At 72.0% G+C, this 16864-nt stretch carries 16 protein-coding genes; 8 read left to right on the top strand and 8 right to left on the bottom strand.

Going from position 1 to position 16864, the window contains the following annotated elements:
• The first annotated feature begins 3 nt into the window (after window positions 1–3).
• The 4 genes from EDD27_RS33085 (at window position 4) to EDD27_RS33070 (ending at window position 2418) form a co-directional block, all read left to right on the top strand.
• Window positions 4–279, top strand: coding sequence for a 4a-hydroxytetrahydrobiopterin dehydratase (locus EDD27_RS33085; RefSeq protein WP_127935880.1), 276 nt, complete (start codon window positions 4–6; stop codon window positions 277–279).
• A gap of 104 nt (window positions 280–383) precedes the next feature.
• Window positions 384–944, top strand: coding sequence for a superoxide dismutase family protein (locus EDD27_RS33080; protein WP_127935879.1), 561 nt, complete (start codon window positions 384–386; stop codon window positions 942–944).
• Window positions 945–991: 47 nt separating this feature from the next.
• Complete coding sequence (locus EDD27_RS33075) at window positions 992–2092, top strand: low temperature requirement protein A (protein WP_164903898.1); 1101 nt, start codon at window positions 992–994, stop codon at window positions 2090–2092.
• Window positions 2089–2418, top strand: a complete 330-nt coding sequence (locus EDD27_RS33070) for a nuclear transport factor 2 family protein (RefSeq protein WP_127935877.1) — start codon at window positions 2089–2091, stop codon at window positions 2416–2418. Before EDD27_RS33075 ends, EDD27_RS33070 begins: the two co-directional genes overlap by 4 nt.
• Here EDD27_RS33070 and EDD27_RS33065 read toward each other — a convergent pair whose 3' ends face one another.
• Window positions 2419–3762 carry a serine hydrolase gene (locus tag EDD27_RS33065; RefSeq protein WP_127935876.1) on the bottom strand — a complete coding sequence of 448 codons (1344 nt, stop codon included), beginning with the start codon at window positions 3760–3762 and terminating at the stop codon, window positions 2419–2421.
• Between the two features lie 158 nt (window positions 3763–3920).
• Here EDD27_RS33065 and EDD27_RS33060 point away from each other — a divergent pair, with 158 nt between their 5' ends.
• Complete coding sequence (locus EDD27_RS33060; protein WP_127935875.1) at window positions 3921–5648, top strand: sensor histidine kinase; 1728 nt, start codon at window positions 3921–3923, stop codon at window positions 5646–5648.
• On the top strand, window positions 5641–6321 hold the full coding sequence (locus EDD27_RS33055) for a response regulator transcription factor (protein WP_127935874.1): 681 nt from the start codon (window positions 5641–5643) through the stop codon (window positions 6319–6321). The genes EDD27_RS33060 and EDD27_RS33055 overlap by 8 nt, the downstream gene beginning before the upstream one ends.
• Before the next feature lies 1 nt (window position 6322).
• Here EDD27_RS33055 and EDD27_RS33050 read toward each other — a convergent pair whose 3' ends face one another.
• Genes EDD27_RS33050 through EDD27_RS33020 form a run of 7 tightly spaced genes read right to left on the bottom strand, consistent with a single transcriptional unit; the run spans window position 6323 to window position 13925 of the window.
• Entirely contained in the window at window positions 6323–7570 is a 1248-nt protein-coding gene (locus EDD27_RS33050) for an alanine racemase (protein WP_127935873.1), read from the bottom strand.
• Complete coding sequence (locus EDD27_RS33045; protein WP_127935872.1) at window positions 7567–8295, bottom strand: MBL fold metallo-hydrolase; 729 nt, start codon at window positions 8293–8295, stop codon at window positions 7567–7569. Before EDD27_RS33045 ends, EDD27_RS33050 begins: the two co-directional genes overlap by 4 nt.
• A complete protein-coding gene (locus EDD27_RS33040) occupies window positions 8286–9413 on the bottom strand; it encodes a M20/M25/M40 family metallo-hydrolase (protein ID WP_127935871.1) in 1128 nt (375 codons plus the stop codon). Before EDD27_RS33040 ends, EDD27_RS33045 begins: the two co-directional genes overlap by 10 nt.
• Window positions 9410–10399, bottom strand: coding sequence for an ABC transporter permease (locus EDD27_RS33035; protein ID WP_127935870.1), 990 nt, complete (start codon window positions 10397–10399; stop codon window positions 9410–9412). The genes EDD27_RS33040 and EDD27_RS33035 overlap by 4 nt, the downstream gene beginning before the upstream one ends.
• On the bottom strand, window positions 10399–11328 hold the full coding sequence (locus tag EDD27_RS33030; protein ID WP_127935869.1) for an ABC transporter permease: 930 nt from the start codon (window positions 11326–11328) through the stop codon (window positions 10399–10401). Before EDD27_RS33030 ends, EDD27_RS33035 begins: the two co-directional genes overlap by 1 nt.
• Window positions 11321–12838 (bottom strand): sugar ABC transporter ATP-binding protein, encoded by a 1518-nt coding sequence (locus EDD27_RS33025; RefSeq protein WP_164903897.1) that lies wholly within the window; start codon window positions 12836–12838, stop codon window positions 11321–11323. Before EDD27_RS33025 ends, EDD27_RS33030 begins: the two co-directional genes overlap by 8 nt.
• 13 nt (window positions 12839–12851) lie before the next feature.
• Entirely contained in the window at window positions 12852–13925 is a 1074-nt protein-coding gene (locus EDD27_RS33020) for an ABC transporter substrate-binding protein (protein WP_127935867.1), read from the bottom strand.
• Window positions 13926–14094: 169 nt separating this feature from the next.
• On the opposite strand from EDD27_RS33020, the gene EDD27_RS33015 reads away from it, so the two are divergent.
• Window positions 14095–15588: a hypothetical protein gene (locus tag EDD27_RS33015; RefSeq protein ID WP_206641770.1), complete on the top strand. Its 1494-nt coding sequence runs from the start codon at window positions 14095–14097 to the stop codon at window positions 15586–15588.
• A 7-nt stretch (window positions 15589–15595) separates the two neighbouring features.
• Entirely contained in the window at window positions 15596–16861 is a 1266-nt protein-coding gene (locus EDD27_RS33010) for an amidohydrolase/deacetylase family metallohydrolase (RefSeq protein WP_127935866.1), read from the top strand.
• Window positions 16862–16864 lie beyond the last annotated feature (3 nt).

Below are 16864 nucleotides of genomic sequence, written 5' to 3'. Positions count from 1 at the left end.
GTCATGGACGTCGAGAGCAAGCTCAAAACCCTGCCGGAGTGGCGGCGCGAGGGCGACGAGATCCGGCGCACGGTCACCGCGCCCGACTTCCCCACCGCCATCCGCATCGTCGACGAGATCGCGGTCAAGGCCGAGGAGCTCAACCACCATCCCGACATCGACATCCGGTGGCGCACCCTCCATCTGGCGCTCACCACGCACGACCAGGGCGGACTCACCGACCTCGACTTCACCCTGGCCGCCGTGATCGATGACATCGCGGCGAAACACGGCGCTTGAAAGACTCCGCGTCGAATACTCACCGTAGTTGGTCGATCACTCGTTAGAGTGGGTGGCGTCTCGGAGCTCCGTCAGCCGTGGGGCTCTGACTATGGGGAGTTCTCATGCGTATGCCCGCCTACCTGCTCATCCCGCTCGCCGCAGCCGGCGCCGTGGCCTGTGCGGGCCCATCGGCCCCGCTGCAGAACGCGTCCGTGCACGGCGCGTCCCCGCACAGCCGGGTCACGCTGTCCGCATCCGGCGACTTCACACGCAACAACGCCGACGCCATCGTCTACGACCGCAAGCTGGCCCCGAAGGGCGCCCGGGCCAGCGTCACCGCCGAGTCCTCCGGCGGGCAGACCCGCACGTCACTCGTCGTCGAGGGTTTCCTGCCCAACCGCGCCTACGGCGCTCACCTGCACGCCAACGCGTGCGGCAAGAAACCCGACGAATCGGGGCCGCACTACCAGCACCAGCAGGGCAAGATCGACCCGGTCAGCGAGGTCTGGCTGGGCTTCACCACCGACGGCGAGGGCGCGGGCCGCGCGTCCTCCCGCAACCCCTGGTCGTTCGACCCCGACCGCCTGCCCCGCTCGCTCGTGATCCACGCCAAGCCCACCATCACCAGCGGCCCGCAGGTCGGCCAGGCAGGCGACCGCGTCGCCTGCCTCACGCTACGCTGAGCCTCGCAGAGAGGGCATAATTACACAATTACATAGCGGAGGTAAGAGTGACCAGCAGCCGCCAATGGCAGCCACCCCGATTAAGGCTCTTCGAGGACGCCCACCGCCGGGCCACCTGGCTCGAGTTACTCTACGACCTCGTCTTCGTCGTGGCGGTGGCGGAGCTGGCCGCGGTTCTCGCCGAAGGCGACAACGTCGGCGCGTTCGTAGGGCTGTTCGTCCCTGTCTGGTGGGCGTGGGCGGGATACGTCTTCTACGCCAACAGGTTCGACACCGACGACGTCAGTCACCGGCTGCTCGCGCTGCCCCAGATCCTGGCCGTCGCCACCATGGCCGCCAGCGTGGGCGACATCGAGCAGCGTTCCGGGCTCTTCGCGATCGCGTACGCGGTGGCCAGGGTGCTGCTCATCGTGGCCTACGCCCGCGCCGGCCGCCACGTGCCCGAGGCCCGGCCGCTGACCGTGCGCTACGTGTCCGGCTTCGCCGTGGCCGTGGTCATCTGGCTGGCCTCGCTCGCCGTCGAGCCGCCCACGCGTTACTGGTTCTGGGCCGTCGCCATCGTCATCGACCTGGCCACGCCCCTGCTGGCCCGCCGCTATCAGGGCAAACTGCCTCCGCAAACCGAGCACCTGCCCGAGCGTTTCGGCCTCTTCGTCGTGATCGTGCTCGGTGAGGTCGTCGCCGCGGTCGTGATCGGGCTCAAGGGCCACGACGTCACGCCGGGCACGTTGCTGATCGCGCTGGCCGGCGTGGCCATCGCGATGGGCTTCTGGTGGCTCTACTTCGGCCACCTCGACGAATCCGTCGTCCTGCGCACCCGGCTGGCCGGTCAGGTGTGGGTCTACTCGCACCTGCCGCTGTCGCTCGGCCTGGTGGCGTTCGGGATCGGCATCGAGCACGCCATAGCCCACCCGTCCAGCACGAGCTGGGCCATCGGGCTGCCTGCCGCGCTGGTGTTCGCGACCCTCGGGGTGCAGCACCTGTGCTCGCTCGACCGCCGCGCCGCCGCCATCCGCCTGGCCGCGGCCGTGCTCGCCCTCGCCACGTCCGCGCTGCCCACCGCGGCGGCGCTCCCCCTCATTCTTGTGTACGCGGCCGCGCAGGTGGCCCACGACCTGCTCCGCCCACGACCGGAAGGCGCCGCATGACCACCAGGGACCTGTTCGACCGCCAGCTTGCCGCCATCGCCGGCCAGGACCTCGAGGCTCTTCTGGCTCAATACCACGACGACGCCACGGTGGTCCGCTTCGACCGCGTCGCCAGGGGGCCCGCCGAGATCAGGGAGTTGTTCACGGCGTATCTGTCGGCGAAGCCCCAGGTCGACGAGATCGTCTCGCTGCAGGTGACGGATGACGTGATCTTCTACAACGCGGTGATGACGATCGGCGGCAACCGCGTCACCACCTACGGCACCCTGGTGGTCAGGGACGGCAGGGTCTGGCGCCAGACGGCCGCCGCGCTCCCGGTCACCTGATCATTCCTCGACCAGCGCGAACGCGCCCCGGACCAGGGCGAGCAGGTCCAGTCCCACCTGCTCGCCGAACGGCGCGTCAGGGTTGGTCGCCATGGCCGTCACGACGTACGACGTGCCGCCGGAGGTCCGGGCCAGGAAGCTCAGGTCGAGCACGCCCGGCTCCGAACCGCCCTTGTACCACACCGTCCGCCACTCACCCCGGTCCAGGCCCAGCCCGGCGTCGTTGATCGACATCACTTCGCCGATGCGCTGGTCGCCGAGCTTCACCAGCTGCGCGTAGGCCCGGCAGAGGTCGGCGGGGGAGGCGTACCACTCGAGCGTGTCCAGCTCTCGCGGGGTGGTCCACGGCCGGACGGTGGACAGCGGTGTCTTGGCGACGACCTTGTCCAGGTACGCGCGCCGCTGCGCCGTCCCCAGCGACAGGTAACGCTTGGCGTGACGCGGGTAGTCGGCGCCCTTGAGCACGAACAGCTCCCTCGTCGTGAGCAGGGGCACGTTGCGCTTGTCGTGGGCGCCCCACGCCCGCATCGTGCGCTCGACCGCCTTGCGGCCCACTTTGTGGATCAGCAGGTCCGTGGCGGTGTTGTCACTGATGGAGATCATCAGCTTGGCGGCCTCCAGCACGGACACCTTGCTGTAGTCGGGCCGGTTCTGGAGTTCACCGCTCGGCAGGCTCTTCAGCTCGGGTGTGATCGTGAGCCGGGTGTTCCAGCCGAACGCGCCGCTCTTGATGCGCTCGGCCACCGTGCCCAGCACGTACAGCTTGAACATGGAGCCGAGCGGGCGCGCCGTGTCGCGGGCGACGGCGTGTGCGGGGCGGCAGTCGCCCCGCTTGGTCAGCTCGGCCGCCAGGAAGCCGGTCTCCGGTGCGACCTTGCTCAGCCGCTCGTCCAGTTCGGCCCAACTCGTGGGTGCGGGCGGGCGGAACTGCAGGCCGTCGATCAGGCCCGCGGCGTCGACCGACAGGATGACCTCGTACGACGTGCCGCCTGCCGCCACGCGGGCGATCAGCGCCCTGTCCTGCGACTTGGTGAGCCGCTCCAGCCGCATGCCGGTGAAGTTCGCCAGGACCTGGTTGATCTGGGCGGGCGGGATGCTCTTGAGGAAGCCGGCGCTGAAGTGCTGCGCGAGCTCGCTCTCTGAGATCGGCGGGCGGGCTGCCGCGTCGAGCAGCCAGCGCAACTGGTTCCCCGCCGGAGTGCTAGGGATCTCGGGCGCGGTGACAGTGGCGGTCGCCGGCGCCATGGTGGCCTGGGCAGGTACGGCCTGGCCCGCGCAGGCCGTCATCGCGACCGCCGTCACGGCCGCCGCCAGGATCCGGACGGGCTTCGACGGAGTGTTCATGGAGTGCTCCGTTCATAAGGAGTGTCCTTTCCAGGCAATCGCAGCCGGGAGGGCGAGGCCACCAAGGGGGCCACCGTTCCCGCAGGTGCGGATGACCGCGACAATTGTGCGGTTAACCTCATAGACGTTCGCCTGACCACTGATGACGATGGGGGCCTATGGGTTCCAGGCTCGTGGCCGGGCTGCTGGCGCTTACGGCAGCCGGCGGCATCGTGGCCGGGGCGCTGTTGGAGACCGGCCTGCCCGCCCCGGCGACGCAGTGGGCGTACATCGTCATCGGCGTGATCCTGCCCGCGCTCGGATGGCTGCTGGCCGCCAGGCGTCCCGAGGTCCGCTACGGCTGGCTGCTCCTGGCCGACGGGCTGTGCCTCGGTCTCGGCACGCTGGGCGTGGGGTTGTCGGCCCGCGGCGGGTATCCGGACCTCCTCGTGTCCTCGCTCAACGCCGCGTTCGCCGGGTTCTACGGCCTCACCTGGATCTTCGTCCCACTGCTGTTCCCCGACGGACGGCTGCCCACGCGCCGGTGGCGGCCCGTCGCGTGGATCTCCGGCGCCGCGATCGCCGTGCACGCCGCCGGTGCGGTGCTGATGGGCGCCGACCCGTACGACATGTCGACGGCGCCGCCGTCGCTGGCCGCCGCGCTGGTGGCCGGGGTGGCGCAGTTGGTGACCTGGATCATGGCGGTGGTCGTGTTCTGCGGGCTCGTGGTCCGCTGGCGGCGCAGCGGCCGGGACGAGCGCGGGCAGTACGCCTGGATGGTCGGGGGCATGGCCGCCAGCCTGGCGGGCGGCGTGCTGCTCGGGCTCGCCATCTTCGGCGGCGTCTGGGAGGCCGCGCTGCTCGGCGTCGTGGTGGTGCTCGGGGCGCTGCCGGCCGCCATCGGCGTGGCCGTCGTGCGGCACCGGCTGCTCGACCTCCGGCTCGGCATCCGGGGATCGCGCCTGCACCTGGTGTTCGACATGCGCCCCACGGTGGACGAGGTGCTGTCCGACCTCGGCACGGCGCTCGACGACACGCCCGAGCCGGTGGAGCAGGTGGGCCGGCTGGCCGCGGCGGTGCGTACCGGGCTGGAGGTCACGTGGGCGGCCGTGACGCTCGCGGACGGGACCCGCGTGGTCTCGGGCCACGAGAGCGGCCCCGCCGCGCTGACGGTGCCGGTACGCGGCGGACTCGGGCGGATCGAGTGCGGTCCCAGGGAGGCGGGCCGGCTGACCCGCGATGACCGCAGGTTCCTGGACGCGCTGGCGGTGCCCGCAGGGCTGGCCATCCAGAGCGCTGCCCTGGTCACCCGCCTGGTCAACGCCCAGGAGGCCGAGCGCAGGCGCATCGAACGCAACATCCACGACGGCGTGCAACAACAGCTCGTCGCGCTCATCGCCGGGCTCGAGCTGGCCCGCGCCACGGGCGGCGGCCCCGACCTGCTCGCCCAGCTGCGCGAGCAGGCCCGCCAGACGCTCGCCGACCTGCGCTCCCTGGCGGCCGGCATCCACCCGCCGGTCCTCAGCCAGGGCGGCCTGGTGGAGGCCGTCGAGGAGCGCTGCGCCGGGCTTCCCGTGCACACGACCGTCACGTCGGCTCCGGGCCTGCGCTCCCGGCGTTTCGCCGACGAGATCGAGGGCGCGATGTACTTCACGGTGAGCGAGGCCGTGGCCAACGCGCTCAAGCACGCGGAAGCCACCACCATAGAGGTACGCCTGTCGCAGGCCGACGGCCGCCTGCGTGCCATGGTCGCCGACGACGGGAAGGGCTTCGACCCGGGCGCCGCACTCCAGCGCGGGCTGGCGACCCTGGCCGACCGGCTGGACGCCCTCGGCGGCAGCCTGGAACTCGACAGCCGGCCGGGAAGGGGAACACGGATGAACGCATGGGTGCCGGTCGATGGGTGAGCGGATCCGCACGGTGGTGGCCGACGACCACTACCTCGTACGCGAAGGCACCCGGCGGCTGCTCGAGATGTCGGGCGAGGTGACGGTCGAGGGCGCGGTCGGTACCGCCGACGAGCTCATGGACGCCGTCCGCAGACTCGGCCCCGACGTCGTGATCACGGACATCCGGATGCCGGGAGGGGACTGGCGGCCGGGGTTCGAGGGCATCGACGCCGCCCACCGCATCCGGGCCGCCGGAGCTCGGCATCCCGGAGTCGTGGTGCTGTCGCAGTTCTCGGACGCGTTGTACGCGTTCGAGCTGTTCAAGCACGGCACGGAGGGATACGCGTACCTGCTCAAGGACCGTGTGGGGGACCTGGAGGAGTTACTGGGCGCGATCAAGGCCGTCGCCTCGGGCGGCTCGGTCATCGACCCCAAGGTGGTGGAGGGCCTGCTGGCCAGGCGGGACGTACGCGGCCAGCGGGAGGCGCTGACGGCGCGGGAGCGCGACGTGCTGCGCGAGATGGCGCACGGCCGCTCCAACTCGGCCATCGCCAGGGCCCTGCACCTGTCGATCTCCTCGGTGGAGAAGAACGTCAACGCCATCTTCACCAAGCTCGGGCTGGAGAACAGCGGCGACGTCCATCGCCGGGTGGCCGCCGTCCTCGCATACCTCGGTCCAGATTCGTCCTGATTCAGAAGTACGTGCGGATCAGATCCACCACGGTGTGGGCCTCGTCGATCACCGGGATCACCTGCCACTTGTCGAACGCCGTGCAGGGATGGGAGACCCCGAAGCGGATCAGCTCGCCCGGCGCCACCGCGGCGGGCGCGGTCACCTCGACGTACGCGTGGTGGTCGTTCACCGCTCTCACGCGGAGCCCGCCGGCCGGGCGCAGCGTGCCGTCGAGGGCGCGGACCTGCTGCGGCATGGGCAGGCCCTCGTCATAGGCCACCTCGCGCTTGCCCATGCCCACGATGGCGAGGCCGTCCTCCGGCGTCGAGAGCACCTGGGCCCACACGTGCAGCGCCGGCTCCAGCGAGCCTTCCTCGGGTATGCGCCGGAACGGCGTCCAGTCCTGATAAATCCCGTCATCGTGGGAGATGTAGGCGCCGCTGCGGAGCACCACCCGCAGCCGGTGCCCCGGCAACCACGTACCGGCCAGCCGATCGGCGACCACGTCGAAATACTTGCTGCCGCCCGCGGTGACGACGACCTCGTCACCCAGCAGGCGCTCCACCGACAGCCGGTGCACGGCCGCCCGCACCCCCGCCAGGTAACGCCCGGCCGCCTCCGCGTCGGGCAGGCCGCCCTCGTAGGCCGCCACCCCGGCCAGCTCCAGCCCGGGGGCCTCCGCGACGGCCCGCGCCACGTCGCACAGCTCCGCGACCGTACGGCATCCCGTCCGACCGCCTGGATGACCCAGCTCGGCGAGCACCCGGAGCGGCCGCCGGCCCGGCACGGAGGCGACGGCGGCCGCCATGGTGCGCACGCCGCTCACCGAGTCGGCGCAGCACAGGAAGTCGAAGCCCTGCTGGACCTGCTCGGCCGCCCAGCGCAGCGGACCCGGGTCGAGAAGCTCGTTGGCGAGCAGCACGCTCGGCACGCCGAACGCCCGGCACGCCAGCGCCTGGCCCGCCGTGGCCACCGTGATCGCCGTCGCTCCCGCGGCGAGCTGGGCCGCGAAGAGCGAGGGCGCCATGGTGGTCTTGCCGTGCGGGGCGAACTCCAGGCCGTGCCGGGCGCAGAAGCGGGCCAGGGTGTCGATGTTGTGCAGGAGGGCCGCGCGGCCGGCCACCATGACGGGCCAGGTGAAGGCCCCGCCGAAGAGGTGGTGCCGCTGGGCAGCGAACTCGTCGAGCGACACCGCGGGCCCCGGCCACCACAGGCCCTTGGTCCGCCAGTCGATGCGCTCCGCGGGGATGGACAGCTTGATCGTCACGTGGTGCTCTCCGGTAGGAGCCCGCAAGCGAGGACGTCGCGGGCGGTGGTCAGGTGCCGGTGGGCCCGGCGCAGCGAGATCTCGCGATGCCCGGGGAAGAGCGCGTCCACCTCCAGCTCGGCCAGGCGGGCCAGGCTGGCGGCGTACGCGGGGATCCGGCAGTCGTGCAGGTTCTGCAGCGACACCCGGCCGCCGGTGAAGACGCAGTCGCCGGAGAACAGGGCGCGGTGCCCGGGCGCCTCCAGCAGGTAACAGGTGTGGCCGTCGGCGTGGCCGGGCGTCGCCACCGCGCGGAGCGTCACGCCGCCCAGGTCGATCAGCGCGCCGTCGGCGATGGGATCGACGCCCGGACAGGCCGCGAACGTGTAGTCCCCCGGGTACGTGCCTCCCGCCCGAGCCCGGTCGAGGCTGATCATCCGCTCGTCGCCGGTCGCGATCCACCGGTCCGCCGGCGGGCCGGCGAGCACCCGCAGGCCCGGTATCCGCCGCGCCAGCGCGGCCGCCCCGCCCGCGTGGTCGGCGTGGGCATGGGTGAGCAGCAGGTACGCGGGGACGCCACCGGCGAGGTTGCCCATGATGGCCGCCACGTCCCGCCCCGCTCCGGCGTCGATCAGCGCGCACGCCCGCTCGCCTCGGACGAGGTAGACGTGGCAGTCCAGGGAATCGGTGAGATCGAAACCCGCGGCGCCGCTGCCGACGAGGTCCACGTGATCGTTCAGCCGCACGTGCCCGCCCGGACCAGATCGACGACGAGGCCGGCGGCGAGGCGCACGTCGGCGAGGGCGATCGACTCGTCCACCGAGTGCGCGTCGAGGATCGAGCCGGGCCCGAAGACCACCGCGGGGATGCCCGCCCGCGCGATCTTGCTGGCGTCCGTGCAGAACGGCATGCCGTGCACGCTCGCGTCCAGGCCGCGGGCGGCGAGCACCCGGCACAGGCCGGTGACGACCGGGCTGTCGGCCGGGGTGCCGAGTGCGTGGTCCACGGTGAACGGCGGGTCGAGCTCGATCCGCCCGGGCAACAGGCGCGTCAACTCCTCCCGGTCGTGCTCCCACACCTCCAGCGGATCCTCGCCGGGCAACGTGCGCCGGTCCACGTCGATCTCGCACCGCCCGGGCACGATGTTCGGGCCGGTGCCGCCGCGGATCCGGGTGACGCACCGGGTGGCCTGTCCGAGCAGCGGATGGCGAGGCACGCCGGGCGCGGTGGCGTCCAGATGGGCGAGGACGCGGATCATCAAGGTCACGGCGTTGACCGCATCGTCCGGGCGGGAGGCGTGGCCGGCCTCGCCCAGCGTACGCACCGTGTAGCGCACCACGCCCTTGTGCGCGATGCCCGCCGCGAGCCCGGTCGGCTCGCCGACCACCGCCGCGGCCACCTCGGGCACGGGCAGGTCCTCCAGGAGCCCGAGCACACCCCGGTAGCGGTGCTCCTCGTCGATCACCCCGGCGAGCACCACGGTGCACGGCGGCTCAGGACCGCCGGCCAGCTCGGCTGCGGCCAGCATGAACGCCGCCAGGGAGCCCTTGGCGTCGCAGGCGCCCCGTCCGTACATCCGGCCGTCGCGGACCTCGCCCGCGTACGGGTCCACGGTCATGCCCTCGACCTCGACCGTGTCCAGGTGCGACACCAGCAGGAGAGCCCGCGGGTCGCGCCCGGGCACCACGGCCACGACGTTGGGCCGCCCGGGCAACACCTCGCGGATCGAGGCCGCGACGCCGTGCCCGGCCAGCCAGTCGCGGACGGCGATGGCCAGCGCGGCCTCGCCCGCCCCCGATCGGTCGCGCGGGTTGACGCTGGGCACGCGTACCAGCTCGCGCAGCAGCGCCTCGGAGCCGCTCATGACGTGCGCCGTTCGCGGGCGTAGACGAGCAGCAGCACGATGATGAGCAGCCCGAGCGTCACCTGGCGCAGCCCTTCGCCGAGGTTCCAGGCCACCAGCAGCGCGGTCAGCAGGGTCAGCAACAACGCGCCGGCGACCGTGCCGAGCAGGTGCCCGCGTCCGCCCAGGATCGACGTGCCGCCGAGGACGACGGCCGCGATCGACAGCAGCTGGTACGGGTTGCCCATGGTGAGCGAGCTGGTCCCGGTGAACCCGAGCAACACCAGCCCGGCGACCCCGGCGAGCAACGCGCAGGCCGCGTACATCACGAGGGTGGTGACCGGCACGGGCACGCCGGACGCCCGCGAGGCCGGCTCGCTGGTGCCGAGCGCGAAGGCGTAACCGCCGAGCCGCGACAGGTGCAGCAGCCAGACGGCGACGGCCGCGATGCCGAGCCACAGGACGGTGGCCAGCGGGATCCCGGCCACGCTGCCGTTGGCGAGTGCGTCGAGCAGCGGGATGCTCGCCGACTTGGGTGAGCCGTTGGTGTAGATGAGCAGCGCGCCGGAGATGACCGTGGCGCTCGCGAGCGTCATGACCATGGGCGGCAGGCGCAGCCACACGATGCCGGCGGCGTTCACCACCCCGACCAGCGCGCTGACCGCCAGCGCGACGAGGACGGCCACCGTGCTGCCCGACCCCGCGGCCACCTGAGCGCAGACGACCGCCGACAGCGCCACCACCGCGGAGACCGACAGGTCGATGCCGCTCATCATCACCACGAGCGTCTGCCCGACGGCGACGATGCCGAGGAACGAGGCGGTCTGCACCAGGTAACGCACGCTCGCGAGACTGTCGAACCCACGCGCGAACAGGATCGCCGCGACCCATGTCAGCGCCAGCACCCCGAACGCCCACAGGGCCCGGTTGCCGCGCAGCCCGTCGAAGGAGCGCCGCGGCCCCGCGTTGTCCGCCCGCACGTCCGAGTCCTGGACGGCCTGCGTCATCAGGCCACCGCCTTCCTGGTCGCCAGCGTCTTCACCGCGACCGCCACGATCAGCACGACACCCTGCAGGATCATCTGGTAGAAGGTCGAGATCCCGGTGAACAGCAGCAGGTTGGTCAGCAGCCCGAGCAGCAGCGCGCCGAGCAGCGTGCCGCGCATCTGCCCCACCCCGCCGAAGAAGCTGATCCCGCCGAGCACGGCCACCGCGATGGAGTTCAGCGTGTACGGCACGCCGATCGTCGGATCGCCCGACCCGGTCTGGATCGCCAGGCCGATCCCGGCCAGCCCGGTGAAGAGGCCGGCGAAGCCGTACGCGTAGATCTTGACGCGGCGCGTGTCGATGCCGTTGGCGTAGGCGCCGTGCTCGTTGCCGCCGACGGCGTAGAGCGCCAGCCCGAAGTGGGTCGTCTTGATCAGTTTCCACAGGCCCAAGGCCACGCCGATGGCCACGGCGGGCAGTGCCAGGCCGTACCAGCCGAAGTTGTAGGCCCGCACCAGCCCCTCAGGCACGTGCCCGCCCGGCTGGGGGAGCACGATCAGCGTGACCCCGCCCCACAGGAACGACGCCGCCAGCGTGACGATGATCGGCGGCAGGCCGGCGTACGCGACCAGCACCCCGTTGGCCGCGCCCGCCAGCATGGTGACCGCGAGCGCGAGCGCCATGGCGGCCACCACGCCTCCGGGGGCATCGGGAGGATAGATGACGAACACCGCCATGCCCAGCGACAACACGGCGCCGAGCGACAGGTCGATGCCGCCGGTCAGCATGACGATGGTCTGCCCGGCGGCGGCCAGGATCAGCGGCAGGAACTGCGCGGACAGGATGGTGATCGTCGACGGGTGGAGCAGGGTCGGGTCGAGCCGCTGGTAGGCGATGAGCACCACGGCCAGCAGCGCGCACAGTCCCAGCAGGTCGAGGCGATTACGCACCGGACACCTCCGCGGCCGTGCTCCTGCCCGCCACGGATGCCTGGACCAGGCGTTCCTCGGTCAGCTCGGCGCCGGTCAGCCGGTCCACGACCGCGCCCTCGTACATGACCAGGACTTCGTCGCACAGGCCCACCAGCTCCATGGTGTCGCCGGAGGTGACGAGCACGGCCAGGCCGTCGCCGGCCAGTTCGCGCAGCAGGTGGTAGATCTCGCGCTTGGTGCCGACGTCGATGCCGCGGGTCGGCTCGGCGAGCAGGAGGACGCGGGGCCGGTTCGGCAACCACTTGGCCAGCGCGACCTTCTGCTGGTTGCCGCCGGACAGGCGGCGGGCCTCCTGAGCGGGTGAGGTGGTCTTGATCCGCATGCGTGCGATCAGGTCGTTCACGAGCCGGTCCTCCCGCCGCCTGGAGACGGTGGTCAGCGTGCGGGCGGGGGCGAGGGTGCGCAGGCTGGTCAGCGCGAGGTTGGCGCGAACGCTCCGGACCACGTGCAGCCCTTCGGTCTTGCGGTCCTCCGGCACGTAGCCGATGCCGCGGCGGATCGCCTCACGAGGGGAGGCGAGGCGGCAGGGCCGCCCGTCCACCGTGATCCGGCCGCTGTGGGGACGCAGGCCGAACAGGGCGCGCAGCACCTCCCGCTGGCCCTGGCCCTGCAGCCCGCCCAGGCCGACGATTCGCCCCGGCGTCAGCTCCAGGTCCGCGCCCCGAGCTCCGGTGAACAGACCTGAGGCGGTCAGAACCGGCCCCTCGTCAGGCGGCGGAATGTCCGCCTTGGGCGGGAACATGTCCGAGAGCTCGCGGCCCACCATCAGCCGGACGAGGTCGTCGTGATCGGTCTGCGCGCGCTCGCGGGTGGCCATGACCTCGCCGTCCTTGAGCACGGTCAGCCGGTCGGCGACCGCGAGCAGCTCACCCATGCGGTGGCTGACGATCACGACGGAGCGACCGCGCTCGCGCAGGTCGTCGATCACCCGGAAGACCGCGCCCACCTGGTCGTCGTCGAGCGCCGACGTGGCCTCGTCGAGTATCAGCAGACGCGGGTCCGCGGTGAGCGCCTTGGCCAGCTCCACGAGCTGCTGCGCGCCGAGCGGCAGCCGCCCGGCAGGCGTGCGCGGGTCGACGTCCAGGCCGACCCGCTCCAGCAGCGGACGGGCGCGGGCCGCCAGGTCGCGGTGCCGTACCAGGCCGCGGCGGCTGGGCCAGGCCCCGAGGAACACGTTCTCCGCGATGCTCTGATGCGGGTTCAGGCTCAGCTCCTGGTGCACCGAGGCGATGCCGGCGGCCCGCGCGCGGTGCGGTGACCACGCGCGGACGGCTTCGCCGTCGTACCGGATGGTGCCGGAGTCCGGGGTGAGCAGGCCGGTGATCAGTGAGAGCACGGTGCTCTTGCCGGCGCCGTTCTCGCCCACCAGGGCGAGCACCTCTCCGGCGCGGACGTCGAAGCCGACCTCGCGCAGGACGGTGACGCCGGCGAAGGACTTCGACACCCGCTCGACGTTCAGCAGCGTCATCCGGGTCCCTCCGCTACGCGCCGAGCAGCTTGTCGATCTCGCTCTGCGGGATCGGCTGGATGGGGTAGGAGTCGTCGGGCTGGTCCGGCTTGACGTACTGGTCGAGGTTCTCATCGGTGATCTTGGGGAGGGGGACGGTGATGGTGGACGGGACGGCGGTGCCGGCGGCCTTGGCCACCGCGGCCCGCAACGCGATCACCGAGAGGTAGTTGGGCTGCGCCGTGGCGATGGAGGAGAAACCGTCCTTGCGCTTGTCGGCCCACAGCTTGAGGAAGCCGTTGTAGTTCTCGCCGGTGATCGGGACGAGCTTCTTGTCCTGCTTGACCAGGGTCTGCAGGGCCGCGGCGGACAGCGCGCCGCCCTGGGAGAAGACGCCGGTGATGGACGGGTGCGCCGAATAGGCCGAGGCGAACGCCTGCGCGGCCGGGGCCAGGTTGTACTCGCTGTGGACGTTCGCCGCGATCTTGATGTCGGGATACTTCTTGAACACCTCTTCCGCGCCCTTCCAGCGTTCCTCGCTGACGGACACGCCTGCCGGGCCGTTCATCGCGATGATCTCGCCCTTGCCGCCGAGCTTGTCGGCCAGCCACTGGGCCGTCATCCTGCCCCACTCGACCTGGTCGGTGCCGACCCTGATGACCTTCTCGCTGGTGACGAGGCTGTCGAAGTTCGCGACCACGATGCCCGCGGCCACGGCCTTCTCCATCACCGGGTTGAGCGCGGTGGAGGAGCCGGCGTCGACGAGGATGACGTCGTACTTCTGGGTGATCATGGCCTGGATCTGGGCGATCTGCTGGGAGGTGTCGCCGTTGGCGTTGAAGGTCTCGTAGCTCGCGACCTTGCCCTCGGCCTTGAGCTTGGCCACGTCCTCCTCGAGCATCCGCAGCGTCTGCTGCATCCACGAGGGGGCGAGGTAGATGGTGGACCAGCCGACCTTGAGCGCCTTGGGCGGGGCGCTGGACGCGCCGCCGGTCGCCCCGGCGGGGGAGGCCGTGGTATTTCCCTGGTCGACGTTGCACGCCGCGGTCCCCAGAAGTGCGCCGAGTGCCGCCGAGGCGATCAGGGCGCGTCGCGTCATCCTCGTCATGAAGCCCTCCTCTAACGGACCACGTTCGTAAGTGGTTCGTAGTATGGTGGGATCAGGATGCTCCTAAGGAGATGTTTCGGTCAACAGTGAGTGCGTTAAAACGGTGTGTCCGGCGCTGGGGCACGGTTTATTGTGAGCTACTTATGAACATCGGTCGTATAGGGGGATCATGACGATCGTGATCGGGCTCGTCATCCACGCGAGCCACCGAGCCGTCTTTGAGGAGGCGGCCCGCACACTGTCGGGCGTGCGGCTGGAGTGGGTGATCTACGAGGACGAGGAGGAGATCCGGCCGCGGGTCCAGGAGCTCCTCGAGCGCGAGCAGGTGCACGGCCTGCTGCTCGGCCAGGTGCCCTATGCCAAGTCACGCGACCTGCTCCCGGCCGGCCTGTCCGTCGCGGTCACCAGGTCCGCCGCCCTCGACCTGTCCTTCGCCTTCTTCCGCGCGCTGGCGGGCGGCCGGCCCGCGGTGCCGGTCAGCATCGACACGTTCGACCCCGAGACGGTCGGCGAGGTCGTCCAGGCGCTCGGGCTCGACCACGACCGGGTGGCCTGCCTGCCGTACGACCCCGAGCAGACCGTCGACGAGATCGTCGGCTTCCACTGCCGCTTCGCCGAGCGGACCGGCGCCGCCTACGCCATCAGCCTGCGCACCGCCGTCACCGCCCGGCTGACCGCGGGCTCGGTCCCCGTGGTGAACGCCCTGCAAGGGCCCGCCACCATCCGGGCCGACCTCCACGAGCTCGCCCTGCGCATCCAGTCGCGGCAGGCCAGCGCGTCGCGGTTCGCCGCGGGGGTCTTCCTCGTGGGGGCCCAGGACGCCCAGGCCGATCTCGACCGTGCCCGCATCGGGCTGATGAACCTGCTGGTCAACACGCCGGAGTTCGGCGAGGCGTGGATCGAGAACCGCGACCGTCGCGGCGTCGTCGTCTTCGCGCACAAGGCGCTGTTCGAGGAGGTCACCCACAACTGGGTGTCCCTGCCCATCCTCGGCCTGGCCCAGGAGACCCTGGGCGTGCGGCTCGCCGCCGGATTCGGCATCGGCGCGTCGGCCCGCACCTGCGTCCAGCTCGCCGAGTGGGCGGCCTCCCGCGCCGAGCAGGAGACCGCGCCCTCGGCCTACCTCGTGGAGGACAGCGGCGTCATCATCGGCCCCATGAGCGGGTCCGGCTCGCCGCTGGCCTTCACCTATCGTGACCACGGCGGCGATCTGGAGGAGCTGGCGCGGCGCGCCGGGCTCAGCCCCGCGACCCTGTCCCGGCTCGCCGCGGTCGAGCGCAGCCTCGCCGGGCGCTTGATCTCGCCGAGCGACCTCGCGGGACAGCTCGGCATCACCAACCCGAGCGGGCGCCGGCTGATCCGCAAGCTCAGCGAGTCCGGCCTGGTCACCGAGGAGGGCAGCGAGCAGATGCACCGCAAGGGCCGCCCGACCCGCCTCTATCGCCTCGGCATCAGCAGCGCCCTCGCCCCCGCCTCCCGGCAGGGCGACACCCTCGCCCCCGCCTCCCGGCAGGGCGACACCCTCGCGACCGGCCCCGCCCTCCGGCAGGGTGACGCTCCCGCGAGCGAGCTCGGCGCCGGACCGGGCGGCGCCCGCGCGGGCGGCGCCGACCCACGACTGGGCGGCGCCCGTGCGGGCCAGACCGCCTCCCGACAGGGATAGGAGCAGGATGTCCTACGATCTGCTGCTGGCCGGCGGCGAGGTCATCGACGTCGGCGGCGGGCATGTCGGCCGCTACGACGTCGGCGTGCGGGGCGGCCGGATCGCCGCGGTCGCCCCCGCCCTGCCCCGGCACGAGGCCCGCGAGGTCGTCGACGCCCGCGGCAAACTGATCACGCCCGGCCTGATCGACCTGCACACGCACGTCCACCCCGGCGCCACCTACTGGGGGATCGACCCCGACCCCGTCGCCTGGTACACCGGGGTGACCACCTGGGTCGACGCCGGCTCGGCCGGCGCGTACGCCATCGAGTCCCTGCGTGCCGCCGTCACCGACTACCAGGTGCGGGTCGCGGCCCTGCTCAACGTCTCGGCCGTCGGTCTGACCGCGCCGGACGGGGAGAGCCGCGAGCTGGCCAACTGCGACGTCGACCTCGCCGCGGCGACCCTGGCGGGCAATCGCGACCTGCTCTTCGGCGTGAAGGTCCGCATGGACGGCAAGACCGTGGGCGCCAACGGGCTGGAGCCGCTGCGCCGGGCGATCAAGGTGGCCGAAGCGGGCGAGGTCCCGGTCATGGTGCACATCGGCGTCGCGCCACCGTCCGTGGACGAGGTGCTGCGCCTGCTGCGGCCCGGCGACATCGTCACCCACTGCGCCAGCGGGCTGGCCAGCGGCATGGTCGAAGGAGACGGCATCGCACCCGCCGTGGTCGAGGCGTACGCCGCCGGCGTGCTGTTCGACATCGGGCACGGGTCCGGAGGGTTCGCGTTCGACGTGCTCGACGCACAGCTCAAGGCCGGCATGACCCCCCACACGATCTCCTCCGACCTGCACGCGCGGTGCCTGTACGGGCCCGTGTTCGACCTGCCGACGACGATGACGAAGCTGCTCGCCGTCGGCCTGCCGCTGGAGGAGGTGGTCGCCGCGGCCACGGTGCGTCCCGCCCAGGCGCTCGGCCTGCCCGGCGGCGCGGGCACGCTGGCCGTCGGCGCCCGGGCCGACCTCGCGGTGTTCGCGCTGGAGGAAGGCGCGTTCGAGCTGGTCGACTCGCACCGGCAGCTCCGGGTCTCGGACCGGCGGCTGGTCAACGAGCTCACCTATGTCGCCGGCCGCCCCCTGCCTCCCCGGCTGCCGCCGCACCCCAAGCCCTGGATCCCGCTCACGGACGCCCAGCACGAGGCGTTGCGCCGGCGGTCCGGCCGGGTCCGCGCGCTGCTCTCCGCTCCCCTGGTCGGCGCGGACGGGCTGGCCGAGCAGTTCCCCCGGACACCCTGAGGG

The sequence above is a fragment of the Nonomuraea polychroma genome, from assembly GCF_004011505.1.
GTDB lineage: Bacteria > Actinomycetota > Actinomycetes > Streptosporangiales > Streptosporangiaceae > Nonomuraea > Nonomuraea polychroma.
Note: the sequence above shows the minus strand (reverse complement) of the source record. Positions and strands in the feature narration are given on the sequence as shown.

Coding starts and splice junctions, on each gene's coding strand:
- EDD27_RS33060 (WP_127935875.1), top strand. CDS start 3,921: ATGGGTTCCAGGCTCGTGGCCGGGCTGCTGGCGCTTACGGCAGCCGGC.
- EDD27_RS33020 (WP_127935867.1), bottom strand. CDS start 13,925: ATGACGAGGATGACGCGACGCGCCCTGATCGCCTCGGCGGCACTCGGC.
- EDD27_RS33015 (WP_206641770.1), top strand. CDS start 14,095: ATGACGATCGTGATCGGGCTCGTCATCCACGCGAGCCACCGAGCCGTC.
- EDD27_RS33040 (WP_127935871.1), bottom strand. CDS start 9,413: ATGAGCGGCTCCGAGGCGCTGCTGCGCGAGCTGGTACGCGTGCCCAGC.
- EDD27_RS33080 (WP_127935879.1), top strand. CDS start 384: ATGCGTATGCCCGCCTACCTGCTCATCCCGCTCGCCGCAGCCGGCGCC.
- EDD27_RS33085 (WP_127935880.1), top strand. CDS start 4: ATGGACGTCGAGAGCAAGCTCAAAACCCTGCCGGAGTGGCGGCGCGAG.
- EDD27_RS33025 (WP_164903897.1), bottom strand. CDS start 12,838: ATGACGCTGCTGAACGTCGAGCGGGTGTCGAAGTCCTTCGCCGGCGTC.
- EDD27_RS33065 (WP_127935876.1), bottom strand. CDS start 3,762: ATGAACACTCCGTCGAAGCCCGTCCGGATCCTGGCGGCGGCCGTGACG.
- EDD27_RS33055 (WP_127935874.1), top strand. CDS start 5,641: ATGGGTGAGCGGATCCGCACGGTGGTGGCCGACGACCACTACCTCGTA.
- EDD27_RS33035 (WP_127935870.1), bottom strand. CDS start 10,399: ATGACGCAGGCCGTCCAGGACTCGGACGTGCGGGCGGACAACGCGGGG.
- EDD27_RS33070 (WP_127935877.1), top strand. CDS start 2,089: ATGACCACCAGGGACCTGTTCGACCGCCAGCTTGCCGCCATCGCCGGC.
- EDD27_RS33010 (WP_127935866.1), top strand. CDS start 15,596: ATGTCCTACGATCTGCTGCTGGCCGGCGGCGAGGTCATCGACGTCGGC.